Raw genomic sequence first — 13814 nt, 5'->3', positions numbered from 1 at the left:
TTTGCTCAGGCCACGCAGGCCATCAGTTCCCAACTGCGCAACGTGGTGAAATCAGCATCCTGATTGCCCCCGCCGATCCGCAATTCGGGAAAGACGGCGAACAATTCTTGCCGCGCATCGGGCGACAGTGTCGCAACACTCTCTGATCCGGGATGAAAGCTTTCTGTCGCCGACCCTTCGGCAAAAATGACCTCGTGGCGATCGAAAATCAGGTTGAAATACGTGACTTCGGTCAGTCCGCTGTCAACGTAGATCTGCTCGAACGTGGCCGCCATGGATTTGGCCCGGACAAAAACCGCATCCTCGCCGAACATCAGTGACACCTTGATGTTCTGAAACAGCATCCGGTGCTGCGGACTGACCCACAGATTGCGATGCGGTAAACCGAACCCCAACGCGCCGGCCTGAATGCAGACAGGCCAGAATGTCCGGCGGTTGCGCAGATCGTCACCGGCGATGCGGCGCTTTTGGATCAACCGAATGGGCTGTGCCGTCCCGTCCCAGGTCAACACAAGGTCACCGACGGCCAGATCGTCGATCAGTCTTGGGCCCTCGGGGGTGTCGATCATCGTGCCGCTGGTCAGGGAAACTGGTGCGCTGGCATCATCATGCGGGACATCCAGACGGTTGCCGTACCCGTCAAAGGTGATTTTTTCATCTGTCGCTGGCAAGAGCACCATCGCATCGGTGCCTGCAGCAGGACCATCGACGGCTGTCACGGGACCATGGGGCGCATAAAAGCATAACACCGGGTTCGCATTGCCTGCGTCGATCAGCGCAACAGCCCGTGCCGCATCACCGGGCACCTGAAGTGGTGCTGCGATGTTCCATGCGGTCCAACCTGTATCGGGGTCGATCACGCCGTCCTGTTCGGACAGCGACAGTCCGGCTGCCAGCGTCCCATCGTCGCGGTAAATCGCCAGTGACAATGCGTCCAGACGCGCAAGGTCGGCGGGTGCGGCGGTGATCTGCACCTGGCCCACGGCGGGTGTCGCCATTGGCACGGTCTTGGGATATGTGATCGCCGAAATGAATGCCATGATGCCACTCCCCAGATTTGGTTCGATCTGCATCATCTATGCCCGGCATGGCTCATCATTGTTCCGTATTGGGAAAGAATAAGGCAGCGTGTCCGACCGTCCCCCATCGCAAAAGCCACCCAGACAGATCCGATTCCTGTCACCGGTGAAAAGAGAGCGCGCGCGTCTCGAACGGCAGTTCGCCTGGCTGCGCCGCTATAGCCCCGTCCTTGGCCGTATCGTGCAGACCCTCAGCCGACCGGGCTGGACGCTGGTGCGCGTGCCGGTCGGCATCCTGTTCATTCTGGGCGGATTCCTCGCCATCCTGCCGATTTTCGGGCTGTGGATGATCCCGGTCGGCCTGCTGTTGCTGTCGGTCGATGTGCCACGGCTGCGCAGGCCCGTGGCGGGATTCCTGATCGCCATGCGCAGGCGGGCCGAGCGCTGGAAAAACCGCAAAAAACCCTGATTGCCAACTGGCAATCAGGGCTAAAATGAGGCGATTCCAAAGGGTCGGGGTCGATTTAACCCCTCATGAACCTTTGCGGATCAATCCGCGATATTCTTGCGGATCGTCTTGTTCTCGGGGTCGTAGGGGCTGTCCTCGACGATTTCGCAGGGCCACAGCCGGTCGAACATCTTGACCTGCAAACGCGTGCCCACGGTTGCATGGTCAGGGTGGACGTAGCCCATGCCGATGCTCTTGTTGAAATGCACCGAATAGCCGCCCGACGTTAGACGCCCCACGCGAGTGTCACCAGCATAGAGCACCTCGCGGCCCCAAGGGTCGGCATCGTCGGGGCCGTCGATCAGCAGCGTGACGCATTTGGACCGGATGCCCTTGTCCAGCATCGCCTGCTTGCCGTTGAAATCCTTGTTCAGATCGACAAAGCGCGGCAAGTCAGCCTCCAGCGGGGTGGCGTCGCGACCCAACTCGTTGCCGAATGCGCGATAGGATTTTTCCTGCCGCAGCCAGTTCTGCGCCCGCGCGCCGACCAGTTTCATGCCGTGTTCCGCGCCTGCCTTTTCCAGCAGATCAAACAGATAGTTCTGCATTTCGATCGGGTGGTGCAATTCCCAGCCCAACTCGCCCGTATAGGCGACGCGGATGGCGCGCACTGGACACATGCCCAATTCGATGTCGCGCACGGACAGCCACGGAAAACGCTTGTTTGACAGAACGGTCGCGGGGTCCGCGTCCTTGATGATGGATTGCAGCACGTCGCGGGATTTCGGGCCAGCGATGGCAAAGACACCCCACTGCGTCGTCACCTCTTGTTCATTGATCCGGCCAAACCGGTCCTCGTTCGCCATGATCGCCTTGTACAGGTAATCCTGATCATAGGCGGTCCACGCCCCGGCAGAGATCAGGTAATAATCATCCTCTGCAATCCGGGCGATGGTGTATTCGGTGCGCGTGGTGCCGTGGTCGGTCAGCGCATAGGTCAGGTTGATACGGCCCACGCTGGGCAGTTTGTTGGTGGTGAACCAATCCAGAAACGCAGTCGCACCCGGCCCGCTGATGCGGTGCTTGGTAAAGGCGGAGGCGTCGATCAGGCCGACGCCCTCGCGGATCGCGCGGGCCTCATCCACGGCGTATTGCCACCAGCCACCACGGCGGAACGACCGCGCGTCGTGGTCGAAATTTTCAGGCGCATCGAGGGGGCCGAAATAGTTCGGGCGTTCCCAGCCGTTGACCCAGCCGAATTGCGCGCCGCGCGCCTTTTGCCGGTCATAGGCAGGCGTGGTGCGCAGCGGACGGCAGGCGGGCCGTTCCTCGTCCGGGTGGTGCAGGATATAGACGTGTTCGTAGGCTTCCTCGTTCTTGCGGGCGGCCCATTCGGTCGTCATCCAGTCGCCGTAGCGTTTGGGATCTAGCGACGCCATGTCGATCTCTGCCTCGCCCTGCACCATCATCTGCGCAAGGTAGTAGCCCGTGCCACCCGCCGCCGTGATGCCAAAGCTGAAGCCTTCGGCCAGCCACATGTTGTGCAGTCCGGGGGCCGGGCCGACCAGTGGATTGCCGTCAGGGGTATAGCAGATGGGACCGTTGAAATCGTTCTTCAGGCCCGATTCCTCGCAGGATGGAATCCGGTGGATCATCGCCATGTATTGTTCCTCGATCCGTTCGAGGTCGAGTTCGAACAGGTCCGCGCGGAAACTGTCGGGGACGCCGTATTCGAAACGTGCAGGCGCATTGGGTTCATACACGCCCAAGATCCAGCCGCCGCGTTCCTCGCGCACATAGGATTGGGCGTCGGCGTCGCGGATGACGGGGTGTTCGGGGTTGTCCTTGCGGAAATCAACCAGCGCGGGGTCCGTATCCATCACGATGAATTGGTGTTCGACGGGGATCGCGGGAATCTTGATGCCCAGCATTTTCGCCGTGCGCTGCGCGTGGTTGCCTGATGCGGTGACCACATGTTCGGCGGTGATGACGATCTGTTCGTCTGACGGAATCAGGTTGCCGCCCTTTTCCACCATCTTGGTGCAGGTGACCTCCCACGCGGTGCCGTTCCAGTTGAACCCATCGGCCTGCCACTTGCGCACGATCTCGACCCCACGCTGGCGCGCGCCCTTGGCCATCGCCATCGTCACATCGGCAGGATTAATGTAGCCGTCCTGGGTGTGATACAGCGCACCCTTGAGGTCGGAAGTTTCGATCAACGGCCATTTCGCCTTGATCTCGTCGGGGGTCATGAAAACATATGGCACGCCCACCGTTTCGGCGGTCGAGGCATAAAGCTGGAATTCCTCCATCCGCTCTTGGGTCTGGGCCATGCGCAGGTTGCCCACGACGGCAAAACCGGCGTTCAGGCCGGTCTCTTCCTCCAGCGTCTTGTAGAACTTGATCGAATAGTCGTGAATGTGGGTCGTCGCATAGCTCATGTTGAAATAGGGCAGCAGACCGGCGGCGTGCCATGTCGACCCCGATGTCAGCTCGTCCCGTTCCAGCAACATCACGTCGTCCCAGCCCGCAGCGGCCAGGTGATAGGCGATCGAAGTGCCGACAGCACCGCCACCGACGACCAGAGCTTTGACAGACGTTTTCATGGCAGTATTCCTTGCACGATATTCCCGTCACATATGCCCCAGACGGTCAGGCTGTGCGGGAACCATCCGACAGATTATAGCAGGAAACCGACCTGCGTCGCACAATGGCTGTAGGTGGTGTGTGCGGGCTGCGTTAGACTGACCAGATGGACCGCGATGCATTCATCAAATTGGCTGGACCAGTGCTGTTTCACGCCACGCTGACCAGCAACCTGCCCGGCATCGCCGCCGCAGGGCTGATGCGGCCTGCCGCCGTGGCGCGTGCGGTGGGGCTGAACCCGGTTGATCTGGCGCTGCGGCGCGACCCCGAAACGATCGTGTTGGGGCACGGCCCCGTGACCCTGAACCACCAGCGTCCCCTGCTGGCGGGCCGCGACAAGGATTTTCTGACCGGTGGAACCCTGCAGGACTGGGCGCTGCAACTGGACGAACGGATCTTCTTTTGGCCGCGCAAGGCACCCGCCGCCTTTGTCGGCAGCCTGTCGCAGATGGGTGATCTGACGCTGTTGCGGATCGACAGTGGTCGGATATTCGATGCCTGCGCCGATCACCTGTTCCTTGCGCCGATCAACACCGGTGCCGCGCGGCGCAAACCCGCCACAAGGGGGCTGTGGATCTACAGCCCCGTCACCGGAACCGTCGACCGTTTTCGCGGCAACCGGGTCAGGCGCGGGTTGCGCAAGAGCAGCGACAGCGTGTCGGAGGTCAGCCTGACCTGTGATCTGCCGCGCGACGATCTGCTGGCAATGCTCGTCGATCCCGATGTGCTGTCCGTTGTCGGTTGACCCGCTTGCCCCGCTGACCGCCGCCGCCTAGAAACGCGGCACGGATGGGGGGCCACGGGATGTTGATCTGCAAAACGATTGCCGAGATGCGCAGCGCCGCTGCCGCATTGCGCGATGCAGGCAGTGTCGGTCTGGTCACCACGATGGGTGCATTGCATGCGGGGCACATGGCACTGGTTGCGGCGGCGCAGGCGGACCATGCCAACGTGATTGCGACGATTTTCGTGAATCCCACGCAGTTTGGCGACCCGTCCGATCTGGAAAAATACCCCCGCACCGAACAGGCCGACCTTGCGATGTTGCAGGCCGCCGGGGTGGCGGCGGTGTTCATGCCGGACGTGGACACGATGTATCCGGCGGGGTCCGAAACAATCGTCGAAACCACACATCTGGCCAACATTCTGCACGGGGCCGTCCGCCCCGGCCATTTTCGCGGCGTGGCGACCATCGTGACCAAGCTTTTCAACATCATCGGGGCGGACGCCGCTTATTTCGGTGAAAAGGATTATCAGCAGCTCGCCGTGATCCGCCGCATGGCCCATGATCTGTCGATGCCGACCACCGTGCACGGTGTGCCCACCGTGCGCGAGGCGGACGGCCTTGCGATGTCGTCGCGCAACGTGCGGCTGACGCCGGATGATCGCGCAGCGGCGCCCGTGCTGCACCGAGCGCTACTGGCGGCAGAACAGGTCATCCAGGCTGGCGGCACCATCGAGGATGCGACAGACGCCATCCGCGCGATGATCGCGGATGTGCCGCAGGCCACGCTGGTTGGACTCGACGTCGTGGACGCCCGGACCTTTACCCCCGTGTCCGGACGGGCCACAGATACACTTGGCATCATGATCAGCGCCCAGTTCGGGGATGTCCTGCTGATCGACCAAAAGGAGATGACACCATGAGCACCCAAGCCCAAATCCGCCGGACCACCGTGCCGCAGATCGCCAAGCGCAAGGGCGGCGAACCGATCGTGTCGCTGACCAGCTACCACGCGCATACGGCCGCCATCGTGGACAAATTCGCGGATTTCATTCTGGTCGGTGACAGTCTGGGCATGGTGATGCACGGCATGGAAAGCACGGTGGGCGTGCCACTGGACCTGATGATCATGCACGGCAAGGCCGTGGTGCGCGGCACGCAAAAGGCGCTGATCGTGGTCGATATGCCATTCGGCACCTACGAGGAATCGCCGCAGGTCGCGTTCCGCAATGCCGCCAAGATCATGAAGGAAACCGGCTGCGGTGCGGTCAAGCTGGAAGGTGGCGCGCGCATGGCCGAAACCATCCACTTTCTCGTGGAACGCGGTATTCCCGTGATGGCGCACACCGGCCTGACACCGCAGTCGTCGCATGTGATGGGCGGGTTCAAGACACAGGGCCGCGACGAATCCAGCTGGGACGCGCACCGCGAGGACGCCCGCGCCGTGGCAGAGGCCGGCGCATTCGCCGTGGTGCTGGAGGGCATGGTCGAACCGCTGGCCGCCAAGATCACCACCGAAATCGACATTCCCACCATCGGAATCGGGGCCAGCAAGGATTGCGATGGCCAGATCCTGGTGCTGGAAGACATGCTGGGCCTGAACCCCTGGACACCCAAGTTCGTCAAGGTCTACGGCCAGCTGGGTCCGATGATCGAGGATTCCGTCCGGCGCTACGCCGAGGACGTGAAAAACCGCGCCTTTCCGACCGAAGAAGAGATCTATCGCTGAGGCGCAGCTGCCACAGTGATCGGGGGGTACAGGTCCGCAAACCCCTGCCCTGCTGGAAATTTGCGGTCGGCGCATGGGCGTACAGGGCGCAAATGTGGCCAATTTTTGGCGGCTTGCCTTATTTCCGCCGCAGTTTGATGCTAATTTATCCACAGCACCGCACGTCAGAGGCGGGCTGAGGAGAGCAGTATGAAACGCACCACCCTGATTGCGGTGGCTGCCGTGATGGGCCTGACCGCCTGTGCGCAGCCGCTGCCTGTAAACAGTCGCGCCGACAACGACATGTTGCGGTTTTCGACGCGCAACTACGTCGCCATCACCGAAGGCGTGCAGTAACCTCATTTTCAAAAATACGGCGGCCTTTCGGCCAATGAAAAAGGGACCGCTGGGCGGTCCCTTCTTGTGTCAGGCGTCCTCGGACGTGTCTTCTGCGGGCGGCGGTGGTGGCGGTGGCGGCGCGCCGACCACACCGATTTCCACGGGCGGTGGTGCCATGCCGTTCGTGCTGGGGCGCGGCACGGCAGGCGCGCCGATGGGGCCGGTGGTGATCCGGTCGGGTTCCGGGATCGCCGACACGGGCGGTGCGGTCAAGATGGGTTGCACGGGTGCCGGGCGTGAAGGGTTGATCTGACGTCCGTCAAACGGGGTCGGCGGCACCTCTGCGCAGGCGGTGGTCAATGCAAGCAGGCCAATGGCCGACATCATGCGATACATGGTTTTCTCCGGTGGTTGCAGAACACGTCTATCACATCAGGCCCGGCACGACGAGGTCGGGCGGACGATGGCCGTCGGCGAACGTCTTGACGTTGATCAGGACCTTTTCGCCCATCTCGATCCGCCCCTCGATCGTGGCGGATCCCATGTGCGGCAACAAGATCACGTTCGGTAGCGCCTTGAGCCGGGGATTGATCTCATGGCCGCGTTCGAAAACATCCAGCCCCGCGCCGCCCAGTTCGCCCGCACGCAGCGCGCGGGTCAGCGCGTTTTCGTCGATGACCTCGCCCCGCGAAGTATTCACAATCACGGCATTGGGTTTCATCAGTTTCAGCCGCCGCGCGTTCAGCAGGTGAAATGTGGACGGCGTATGCGGACAATTCACCGATACCACATCCATCCGCGCGACCATCTGGTCGAGGCTTTCCCAATAGGTCGCCTCGATAGGGTTCTCGACCTCGGGGCGTAGGCGTTTGCGGTTATGATAGTGGATCTGCATGCCAAAGGCGCGCGCACGTTGTGCGACGGCCTGACCGATGCGCCCCATGCCAAGGATGCCCAACCTGCGACCGCCCAGTCGCGCACCCAGATTGGCGGTCGGCGACCAGCCTTCCCAGCTTTCGCCCTGGGCGATGCGCATGCCTTCGGGGATGCGCCGCACGACGGACAGCATCAGCGCGAGCGTCATGTCAGCGGTATCGTCGGTCAGCACGCCGGGGGTGTTCGACACCAGAATGCCGCGCTGGCGGGCCGTGGCGACGTCGATATTGTCGACCCCTGCCCCATAGTTCGCGATCAGTTTCAGCCGTTCCCCGGCCTGCGCCAGCAGGGCCGCGTCGATCTGGTCCGTAATGGTCGGCACGATGACGTCGGCCCCCTGCATGGCGGCGGCCAGCGCCTCGCGGGTCATCGGTTCGTCACTTTCGCGCAGGGTGACGTCAAACAGTTCCTTCATCCGGGTCTCGACCGGTTCGGGCAACCGTCGCGTGACGACAACACTCAGCTTCTTACCCGGCATCGGACCCCCCTGCCCACTTTCAAATGCACCGCATCGGTGGCAGGTTGCCAGTCAGGGACGCGCGGCACAAGAACCGATGCGCCTACAGAGCGAATGACAGCAGGCGGATAGCGGATATGGGAACCTCGGGGTGGTTGCGCGGCGTGGCCAGCGCATTGGCAGTATGTCTGGCAACGCAGGGTGCGGCACAAGACGTGGTGCCTGTCTCGGCCCCCGCCGCTGCGGCACAGACCGGACCCGTCACGAACCTGCCCTTGCCGCGTTACGTCAGCCTCAAGGCGTCCGAGGCCAATGTGCGCCGCGGCCCATCTTTGACCCACCGGATCGACTGGGTGTTCCAGCGGCGCGGCATGCCGTTGCAGGTCGTCGCGGAATACGGCCACTGGCGTCGTGTCATAGATCGCGATGGCCAGGGCGGCTGGGTCCACTACACGATGCTGTCAGGCGTGCGCACCGCGCTTGTGACCGAACAGGTCCTGACCCTGCACAGCCAGCCCGATGCAAATGCATCCGAACGTGCCTATCTGGAACAAGGCGTCGTCGCGAGACTGGGTGCCTGTGAACAAAACTGGTGCGAACTGAATGCCGATGGCTATCGCGGTTGGGCACCACAAGCCGCAATCTGGGGTGTCAATCCCGATGAGACCAAAGAGTAATCAACCATGAGCCGCAGCGACACACGCCTGAACCTGTCCGCAGGGCTGATGTCCTCTGCCGTCGCACTCACGCTGGTTGTCGCAAAACTCTGGGCGCTTGGGGAAACCGGGTCATTGGCGGTGGCCGCCACGCTGGCCGATTCCGCGATGGACCTCATGATGTCGCTGGGCGCGCTGGCCGCGATTGCCTATGCGGCCAAACCTGCCGACGACGACCATAATTTCGGTCATTCCTCGGCCGAGGATCTGGCAGCACTAGGTCAGTCGCTGATCATCATCGCCTCGGCTGGCGTGATCGCCACGGTTGCGATCCTGCGCCTGGTGCGCGGCGATGCGCAGATGCCCGAAAACGAAGGGTCGGGCATGGCGATCATCGCACTGTCCATCGTGCTGACGCTGGCATTGGTGTTGTGGCAACGCAGGGTCGCGGCACGGACCGGCAACGCCGTGGTCAAGGCGGATTCCCTGCACTACCTCGGTGACTTGATCCCCAATGTCGGTGCCCTTGTCGCACTTTGGGCCTCGTCAGCGCTGGGTCTTGCACAGGTCGATAGTGTCGTGGCCCTTGGCGCGGCGCTGATCCTCGTCATCGGTGCCATCCGCATCGGCAAAGAGGCGTGGGATGCCCTGATGGACAGGCAAGCCGATCCCGACATGATCGCGGGCATTTCAGAGATTGCGCGCAATTTTGACGGCGTGCACGGGTTTCACGACCTCAAGACGCGCCGCGCGGGCAGCCGCGTTTTCGTCAATCTGCACATCGAACTGGACGGCGATCAGACCCTGCACGAGGCGCATGCCATCGGGGCGGCCCTGCGCCGCGCGATCATCGCGGCCTATCCGCGCGCCGACGTGCTGATCCACAAGGACCCGCGCGGCGTCCAACCCCATCCCGACGATCCCCGCAGTTGAACACCCCAGAGAGGACATCACCATGTCGCCCGAATCCATCGAAGGCCGCCTGATCGCGCAGCGCCAGATCCTCGCACGGTTGATCCACGCCCATGGCGATGCGATGCGCGGCTTTTTGCGGGACCGGTCCACGGTCAGCATCCCCGAAGAGGACCCCAGCGCCGATGGCCCCGACCCCGCATTCGCGATCGAGGCGGCCCTGGCCGACGAAATGCGGCTGATCCTGGCGGCTGTCGAACGTCTGGACTGACCGTCAGGCGGCAAGACCCCGCCCGCGCAACAGCGCATCGACCCCCGGCATCCGCCCCCGGAACGCGGTATACAGAACGTCGGGTTCGACCGATCCGCCCGATGACAGCACCGTGTCTTCCAGCCGTTTCGCAAGCGCGGGATCAAACGCGTCACCCGCTTCGGTAAAGGCATCGAACGCATCGGCGTCCATCACCTCGGACCACATGTAGCTATAGTAGCCGCTGGAATAGCCGTCGCCGGAAAACACATGGGCAAAATGCGGCGTCGCATGGCGCATGCCAATGGCATGCGGCATCCCGATCTCTTCCAGGATTTCGGCCTGTCGCTGCATCGGGTCACGCGGCGCGTCATCTGTTGCGTGAAATTCCAAATCGACCAGGGCGCTGGCGACATATTCAACCGTCTGGAACCCCATGTCATAGGTGCTGGCGGCCAGCAGGCGATCCAACATCTCGGCTGGCATCGCGTCCCCTGTGTCGGCATGCGTCGCGTATTTGGTAAGCACCTCTGGCACCTCCAGCCAGTGCTCGAACAACTGGCTGGGCAGCTCGACGAAGTCGCGTGCGACGGATGTGCCGCTGACCGACGCATAGGTCACATCCGACAGCATCTGGTGCAGCGCGTGGCCGAATTCATGAAACAGCGTGCGCGCGTCGTCATATGACAGCAGCGCCGGTTTCCCGGCGGCAGGCTTGGCAAAGTTGCAGACGTTGACGACGATGGGGCGAATGTCGCCCGCCAGCCGCTGCTGACTGCGCATTGCCATGCACCACGCCCCCGACCGTTTCGAGGCCCGTGCGAAATAATCCCCCATGAACACGGCGACGTGCTGACCATCGCGCGTGACCTCCCACAGACGCACGTCCGCGTGGTAGGTCGGTGCGTCGATCGGTGAAAATTCCAGGCCGAACAGGCGGTTGGCACAGTCGAACGCCGCGTCGATCATGCGGTCCAGTTGCAGGTATGGCTTGATCACGGACTCGTCCAGATCATGTTCGGCCTGCCGGCGCTTTTCCGAATAGTAACGCCAGTCCCAGGGTTCCAGCGGACCGGTCGCGCCATCGTTGTGCATCATCGCCTGCAATTTGGTCTGATCAGCCTCCGCGCTTGTGCGCGCAGGCTCCCACACCTGCATCAGCAGATCGCGCACCGCTTGCGGGGTTTTGGCCATCTCGGTTTCCAGCTTGAAATCGGCAAAGCTGTCGTAGCCCAGCAGATTGGCGCGTTCGGCCCGCAGCGCCAGCGTCTCCGCCGCCAGATCGCGGTTGTCCGTGTCACCACCGTTCATCCCGCGCGACGTCCAGGCGTTATACGCCCGTTCGCGCAAGGCGCGGTTGGGCGAGAATTGCAGGAACGGCACAATGAGCGAACGCGACAGGGTCACGACGGGGCCACCATGATCGCCAGCCTCACCCGCCGCACGGGCAGCGTCGGCCACGAAATCAGGCAGCGCGGCCAGGTCATCCTCTGACAATGGCATGAACCAGCTGCGTTCATCCGCCAGCAGATTCTGACTGAACTGCGTGCCCAGCACCGACAGCCGCGCTGTCACGTCGCGCAGCCGGTCGCTGGCATAGCCTTCCAGTTCTGCTCCCTGACGCACAAAGGACCGGTGTGTCAGTTTCAGCACCATGGCCTGTTCGTCGGTCAGATCCAGCGTATCGCGGGCCTGCCACAGGGACTCGATCCGCGCGAACAGGTCCTTGTTGCTGGACACTTCCGACCCAAAGGCCGACAGCAGCGGCGCAAAATCGCGCTGCAACGCCTCGCGCGCGGGCGTGCTGTCCGCACCAGCAACACCGTAGAACGCACCTAGTACCCGGTCGAGATCGCCCTCTGCCAATGCCATCGCTTCAATGGTGTTGGCAAAGCTGGGCTCCTCATCAGAGGTCGCAATCGCGTTGATCGCCGCACGCGCGTCAGCCAATGCCTTTTCGACCGCGGGTGCAAAATGATCGTCCTCGATCGCATCGAATGGCGGCAGTCCAAAGGGCGTGTCCCAAGCGGTCAGTAGCGGATTGGTCATGTCATTCTCCTTTGCTATCAACATAAGGATTGGGTGCCACGGCTCACACCCCCCTGCATCATCTTGCTGAAAATACTCAACCAGCCGCGTCAGCGGCGCAGTCCACGTTCAAACCGGCGCAGCGCGATGGACAACCCGATGGTCATCGTCAGATAGATCAATGCGACAACGTTATAGGTCTCGAAATATCTGAAATTGCCAGCCGCCGTAATCTTGCCCAGCTGGGTAATGTCGGCCACGCCCACGACCGACACCAGCGAGGAATCCTTGACCATGGCCACGAAATCATTGCCCAGCGGCGGCAGGATCGTGCGCAGCGCCTGTGGCCAGACGATGTGACGGAACCGCTGCCACCGGCCCAGGCCCAGCGCCTCGGCCGCTTCGATCTGGCCACGGTCCACGGATTGCAGCCCGGCGCGAAACACCTCTGCCAGAAACGATGCATAGGCCAGTGTCAACGCGATGATCGCGCGCCACAGCAGGCTGAAATCGCGGGTGCGCGCCTCTGGCAGGCCGATGGCGTTCCACGCACTGACCAGCGCCGGGGCCAGCACAAATGCCACATAGAGAAGCAGCACGATGATCGGTATCCCGCGCATCACCTCGACATAAAATCGCGCGACCTGCCGCAGGACGCGCGATTTCGACAACGCCATGACCGCCAGCAGCAGGCCCAACGCGCAGGCCATCAGGTAGCTGACAATCGCCACGAAAACGGTGATCTGGATACCCTTGGCCAGCGTACCCACAACGCCGCGATAGGCGTCGTCGGTCGCGACCTGATAAAACATCCAGATCCCCAGACCGACGACGGCCACCAGCCACCAAGGAAAGTCCCGGTCGCCGGGCACCTGCGGTGTCACGCGCGCTGCCCGGCGATCCTTATTCGCCCATCTTGAAATCAAGGAACCACTTGGTGTTCAGCGCGTCGATGGTGCCATCCGACTGCATGTCGGCAATGGCGGCGTTCATCGGTCCGACCAGGTCGGACCCATTGGGAAAGATGAAACCGAAATCCTCGGTCCCCAGTTTTTCCCCGATGACCTTCAGCCCGCCATCGCTGGCATCGACATAGCCCTGACCTGCCGTGCCGTCGGTCAGGACCAGATCCACGTCACCCGTGCGCAGCGCCTGCACGGTGGCACCGAATGTCTCCATCTTGACGATCCGGGGGTTTGCCTCGTCACCGTCCAGCACGTCATAGACGCCGACATAGAACGGTGTCGTGCCGGGCTGGGCAGCCATCAGCAACTCCGCATCGGCGGCAAAACTGGCGGCATCGGTGAACCTGTCCTCGTCACCGCGGACCAGCATGACCATTTCCGAGGTCATGTAGCTGTCCGAAAAATCGACCACCTCTGCGCGGTCCTCGCGGATGGTGATCCCGGTCATGCCCAGATCGAACTGGCCTTCGGCTACAGCGGGGATCATCGCATCCCAGCTGATGGTCTGATAGTCGATGGTCAGGTTCAGTCGGGCCGCGATTTCGGCCATGGCATCGTATTCCCAACCCACGGCCGCGCCGTCCTGCATGAATTGCAGCGGCGGGTAGGCATTTTCGACAGCGACCGTGATCTCTTGCCCTGACAGGTCCGGCAAATGGGCCGCAGCGCTGGCCGCGCCCGCAAACAGGGTGGCGGCGATGGTGGTGATGATTTTCATGTGATCCC

15 protein-coding genes are annotated in these 13814 nt (G+C 62.5%); 8 read left to right on the top strand and 7 right to left on the bottom strand.

The features are described from left to right. Positions 1–5: 5 nt before the first annotated feature. Positions 6–1040 (bottom strand): Hint domain-containing protein, encoded by a 1035-nt coding sequence (locus BMX27_RS03655; RefSeq protein WP_177172636.1) that lies wholly within the window; start codon positions 1038–1040, stop codon positions 6–8. A gap of 88 nt (positions 1041–1128) precedes the next feature. Here BMX27_RS03655 and BMX27_RS03650 point away from each other — a divergent pair, with 88 nt between their 5' ends. Continuing rightward, complete coding sequence (locus tag BMX27_RS03650) at positions 1129–1488, top strand: hypothetical protein (protein WP_226748934.1); 360 nt, start codon at positions 1129–1131, stop codon at positions 1486–1488. A gap of 80 nt (positions 1489–1568) precedes the next feature. Here BMX27_RS03650 and BMX27_RS03645 read toward each other — a convergent pair whose 3' ends face one another. Continuing rightward, positions 1569–4073: a GcvT family protein gene (locus BMX27_RS03645; protein ID WP_090158495.1), complete on the bottom strand. Its 2505-nt coding sequence runs from the start codon at positions 4071–4073 to the stop codon at positions 1569–1571. A gap of 146 nt (positions 4074–4219) precedes the next feature. On the opposite strand from BMX27_RS03645, the gene BMX27_RS03640 reads away from it, so the two are divergent. From BMX27_RS03640 to BMX27_RS16790, 4 genes are all read left to right on the top strand, one after another. Continuing rightward, on the top strand, positions 4220–4858 hold the full coding sequence (locus BMX27_RS03640; RefSeq protein ID WP_090158494.1) for a DUF7002 family protein: 639 nt from the start codon (positions 4220–4222) through the stop codon (positions 4856–4858). 59 nt (positions 4859–4917) lie between these two features. After that, positions 4918–5760, top strand: a complete 843-nt coding sequence (gene panC, locus BMX27_RS03635; protein ID WP_090158493.1) for a pantoate--beta-alanine ligase — start codon at positions 4918–4920, stop codon at positions 5758–5760. Further along, complete coding sequence (gene panB / locus BMX27_RS03630) at positions 5757–6566, top strand: 3-methyl-2-oxobutanoate hydroxymethyltransferase (protein WP_090158492.1); 810 nt, start codon at positions 5757–5759, stop codon at positions 6564–6566. Before panC ends, panB begins: the two co-directional genes overlap by 4 nt. Positions 6567–6755: 189 nt before the next feature. Continuing rightward, the gene (locus BMX27_RS16790; RefSeq protein WP_177172635.1) at positions 6756–6902 is read left to right on the top strand and encodes a hypothetical protein; all 147 of its coding nucleotides are present in this window, start codon (positions 6756–6758) and stop codon (positions 6900–6902) included. A 69-nt stretch (positions 6903–6971) separates the two neighbouring features. On the opposite strand, the gene BMX27_RS03625 is transcribed toward BMX27_RS16790, so the two are convergent. Beyond that, positions 6972–7280 carry a hypothetical protein gene (locus tag BMX27_RS03625; protein ID WP_090158491.1) on the bottom strand — a complete coding sequence of 103 codons (309 nt, stop codon included), beginning with the start codon at positions 7278–7280 and terminating at the stop codon, positions 6972–6974. Between the two features lie 31 nt (positions 7281–7311). Beyond that, entirely contained in the window at positions 7312–8298 is a 987-nt protein-coding gene (locus tag BMX27_RS03620) for a 2-hydroxyacid dehydrogenase (RefSeq protein ID WP_090158490.1), read from the bottom strand. A 116-nt stretch (positions 8299–8414) separates the two neighbouring features. Here BMX27_RS03620 and BMX27_RS03615 point away from each other — a divergent pair, with 116 nt between their 5' ends. Genes BMX27_RS03615 through BMX27_RS03605 form a run of 3 tightly spaced genes read left to right on the top strand, consistent with a single transcriptional unit; the run spans position 8415 to position 10116 of the window. Beyond that, positions 8415–8954, top strand: a complete 540-nt coding sequence (locus tag BMX27_RS03615; RefSeq protein WP_090158489.1) for an SH3 domain-containing protein — start codon at positions 8415–8417, stop codon at positions 8952–8954. A gap of 6 nt (positions 8955–8960) precedes the next feature. Next, the gene (locus tag BMX27_RS03610; RefSeq protein WP_090158488.1) at positions 8961–9866 is read left to right on the top strand and encodes a cation diffusion facilitator family transporter; all 906 of its coding nucleotides are present in this window, start codon (positions 8961–8963) and stop codon (positions 9864–9866) included. 22 nt (positions 9867–9888) lie between these two features. Further along, the gene (locus tag BMX27_RS03605) at positions 9889–10116 is read left to right on the top strand and encodes a hypothetical protein (RefSeq protein ID WP_056032575.1); all 228 of its coding nucleotides are present in this window, start codon (positions 9889–9891) and stop codon (positions 10114–10116) included. A 3-nt stretch (positions 10117–10119) separates the two neighbouring features. Here the strand turns inward: BMX27_RS03605 and BMX27_RS03600 are convergent, their stop codons facing one another. The 3 genes from BMX27_RS03600 to BMX27_RS03590 all read right to left on the bottom strand — a co-directional run bounded on the left by BMX27_RS03600 (position 10120) and on the right by BMX27_RS03590 (position 13806). Continuing rightward, entirely contained in the window at positions 10120–12144 is a 2025-nt protein-coding gene (locus BMX27_RS03600; RefSeq protein WP_090158487.1) for a M3 family metallopeptidase, read from the bottom strand. Between the two features lie 89 nt (positions 12145–12233). After that, complete coding sequence (locus BMX27_RS03595) at positions 12234–13007, bottom strand: amino acid ABC transporter permease (RefSeq protein WP_226748924.1); 774 nt, start codon at positions 13005–13007, stop codon at positions 12234–12236. A 19-nt stretch (positions 13008–13026) separates the two neighbouring features. After that, positions 13027–13806 (bottom strand): transporter substrate-binding domain-containing protein, encoded by a 780-nt coding sequence (locus BMX27_RS03590; protein WP_090158740.1) that lies wholly within the window; start codon positions 13804–13806, stop codon positions 13027–13029. Positions 13807–13814: the final 8 nt, after the last annotated feature.

The sequence above is a fragment of the Loktanella sp. DSM 29012 genome (assembly GCF_900110705.1).
In the GTDB taxonomy this organism is placed as follows: domain Bacteria; phylum Pseudomonadota; class Alphaproteobacteria; order Rhodobacterales; family Rhodobacteraceae; genus Loktanella; species Loktanella gaetbuli.
Note: the sequence above shows the minus strand (reverse complement) of the source record. Positions and strands in the feature narration are given on the sequence as shown.

What these genes read in the sequence shown, in the direction of transcription:
- BMX27_RS03610 (WP_090158488.1), top strand. Translation starts at nt 8,961, where the DNA reads ATGAGCCGCAGCGACACACGCCTGAACCTGTCCGCAGGGCTGATGTCC.
- BMX27_RS03590 (WP_090158740.1), bottom strand. Translation starts at nt 13,806, where the DNA reads ATGAAAATCATCACCACCATCGCCGCCACCCTGTTTGCGGGCGCGGCC.
- BMX27_RS03640 (WP_090158494.1), top strand. Translation starts at nt 4,220, where the DNA reads ATGGACCGCGATGCATTCATCAAATTGGCTGGACCAGTGCTGTTTCAC.
- panC (WP_090158493.1), top strand. Translation starts at nt 4,918, where the DNA reads ATGTTGATCTGCAAAACGATTGCCGAGATGCGCAGCGCCGCTGCCGCA.
- BMX27_RS03620 (WP_090158490.1), bottom strand. Translation starts at nt 8,298, where the DNA reads ATGCCGGGTAAGAAGCTGAGTGTTGTCGTCACGCGACGGTTGCCCGAA.
- BMX27_RS16790 (WP_177172635.1), top strand. Translation starts at nt 6,756, where the DNA reads ATGAAACGCACCACCCTGATTGCGGTGGCTGCCGTGATGGGCCTGACC.
- panB (WP_090158492.1), top strand. Translation starts at nt 5,757, where the DNA reads ATGAGCACCCAAGCCCAAATCCGCCGGACCACCGTGCCGCAGATCGCC.
- BMX27_RS03615 (WP_090158489.1), top strand. Translation starts at nt 8,415, where the DNA reads ATGGGAACCTCGGGGTGGTTGCGCGGCGTGGCCAGCGCATTGGCAGTA.
- BMX27_RS03605 (WP_056032575.1), top strand. Translation starts at nt 9,889, where the DNA reads ATGTCGCCCGAATCCATCGAAGGCCGCCTGATCGCGCAGCGCCAGATC.
- BMX27_RS03600 (WP_090158487.1), bottom strand. Translation starts at nt 12,144, where the DNA reads ATGACCAATCCGCTACTGACCGCTTGGGACACGCCCTTTGGACTGCCG.
- BMX27_RS03655 (WP_177172636.1), bottom strand. Translation starts at nt 1,040, where the DNA reads ATGGCATTCATTTCGGCGATCACATATCCCAAGACCGTGCCAATGGCG.
- BMX27_RS03645 (WP_090158495.1), bottom strand. Translation starts at nt 4,073, where the DNA reads ATGAAAACGTCTGTCAAAGCTCTGGTCGTCGGTGGCGGTGCTGTCGGC.
- BMX27_RS03625 (WP_090158491.1), bottom strand. Translation starts at nt 7,280, where the DNA reads ATGTATCGCATGATGTCGGCCATTGGCCTGCTTGCATTGACCACCGCC.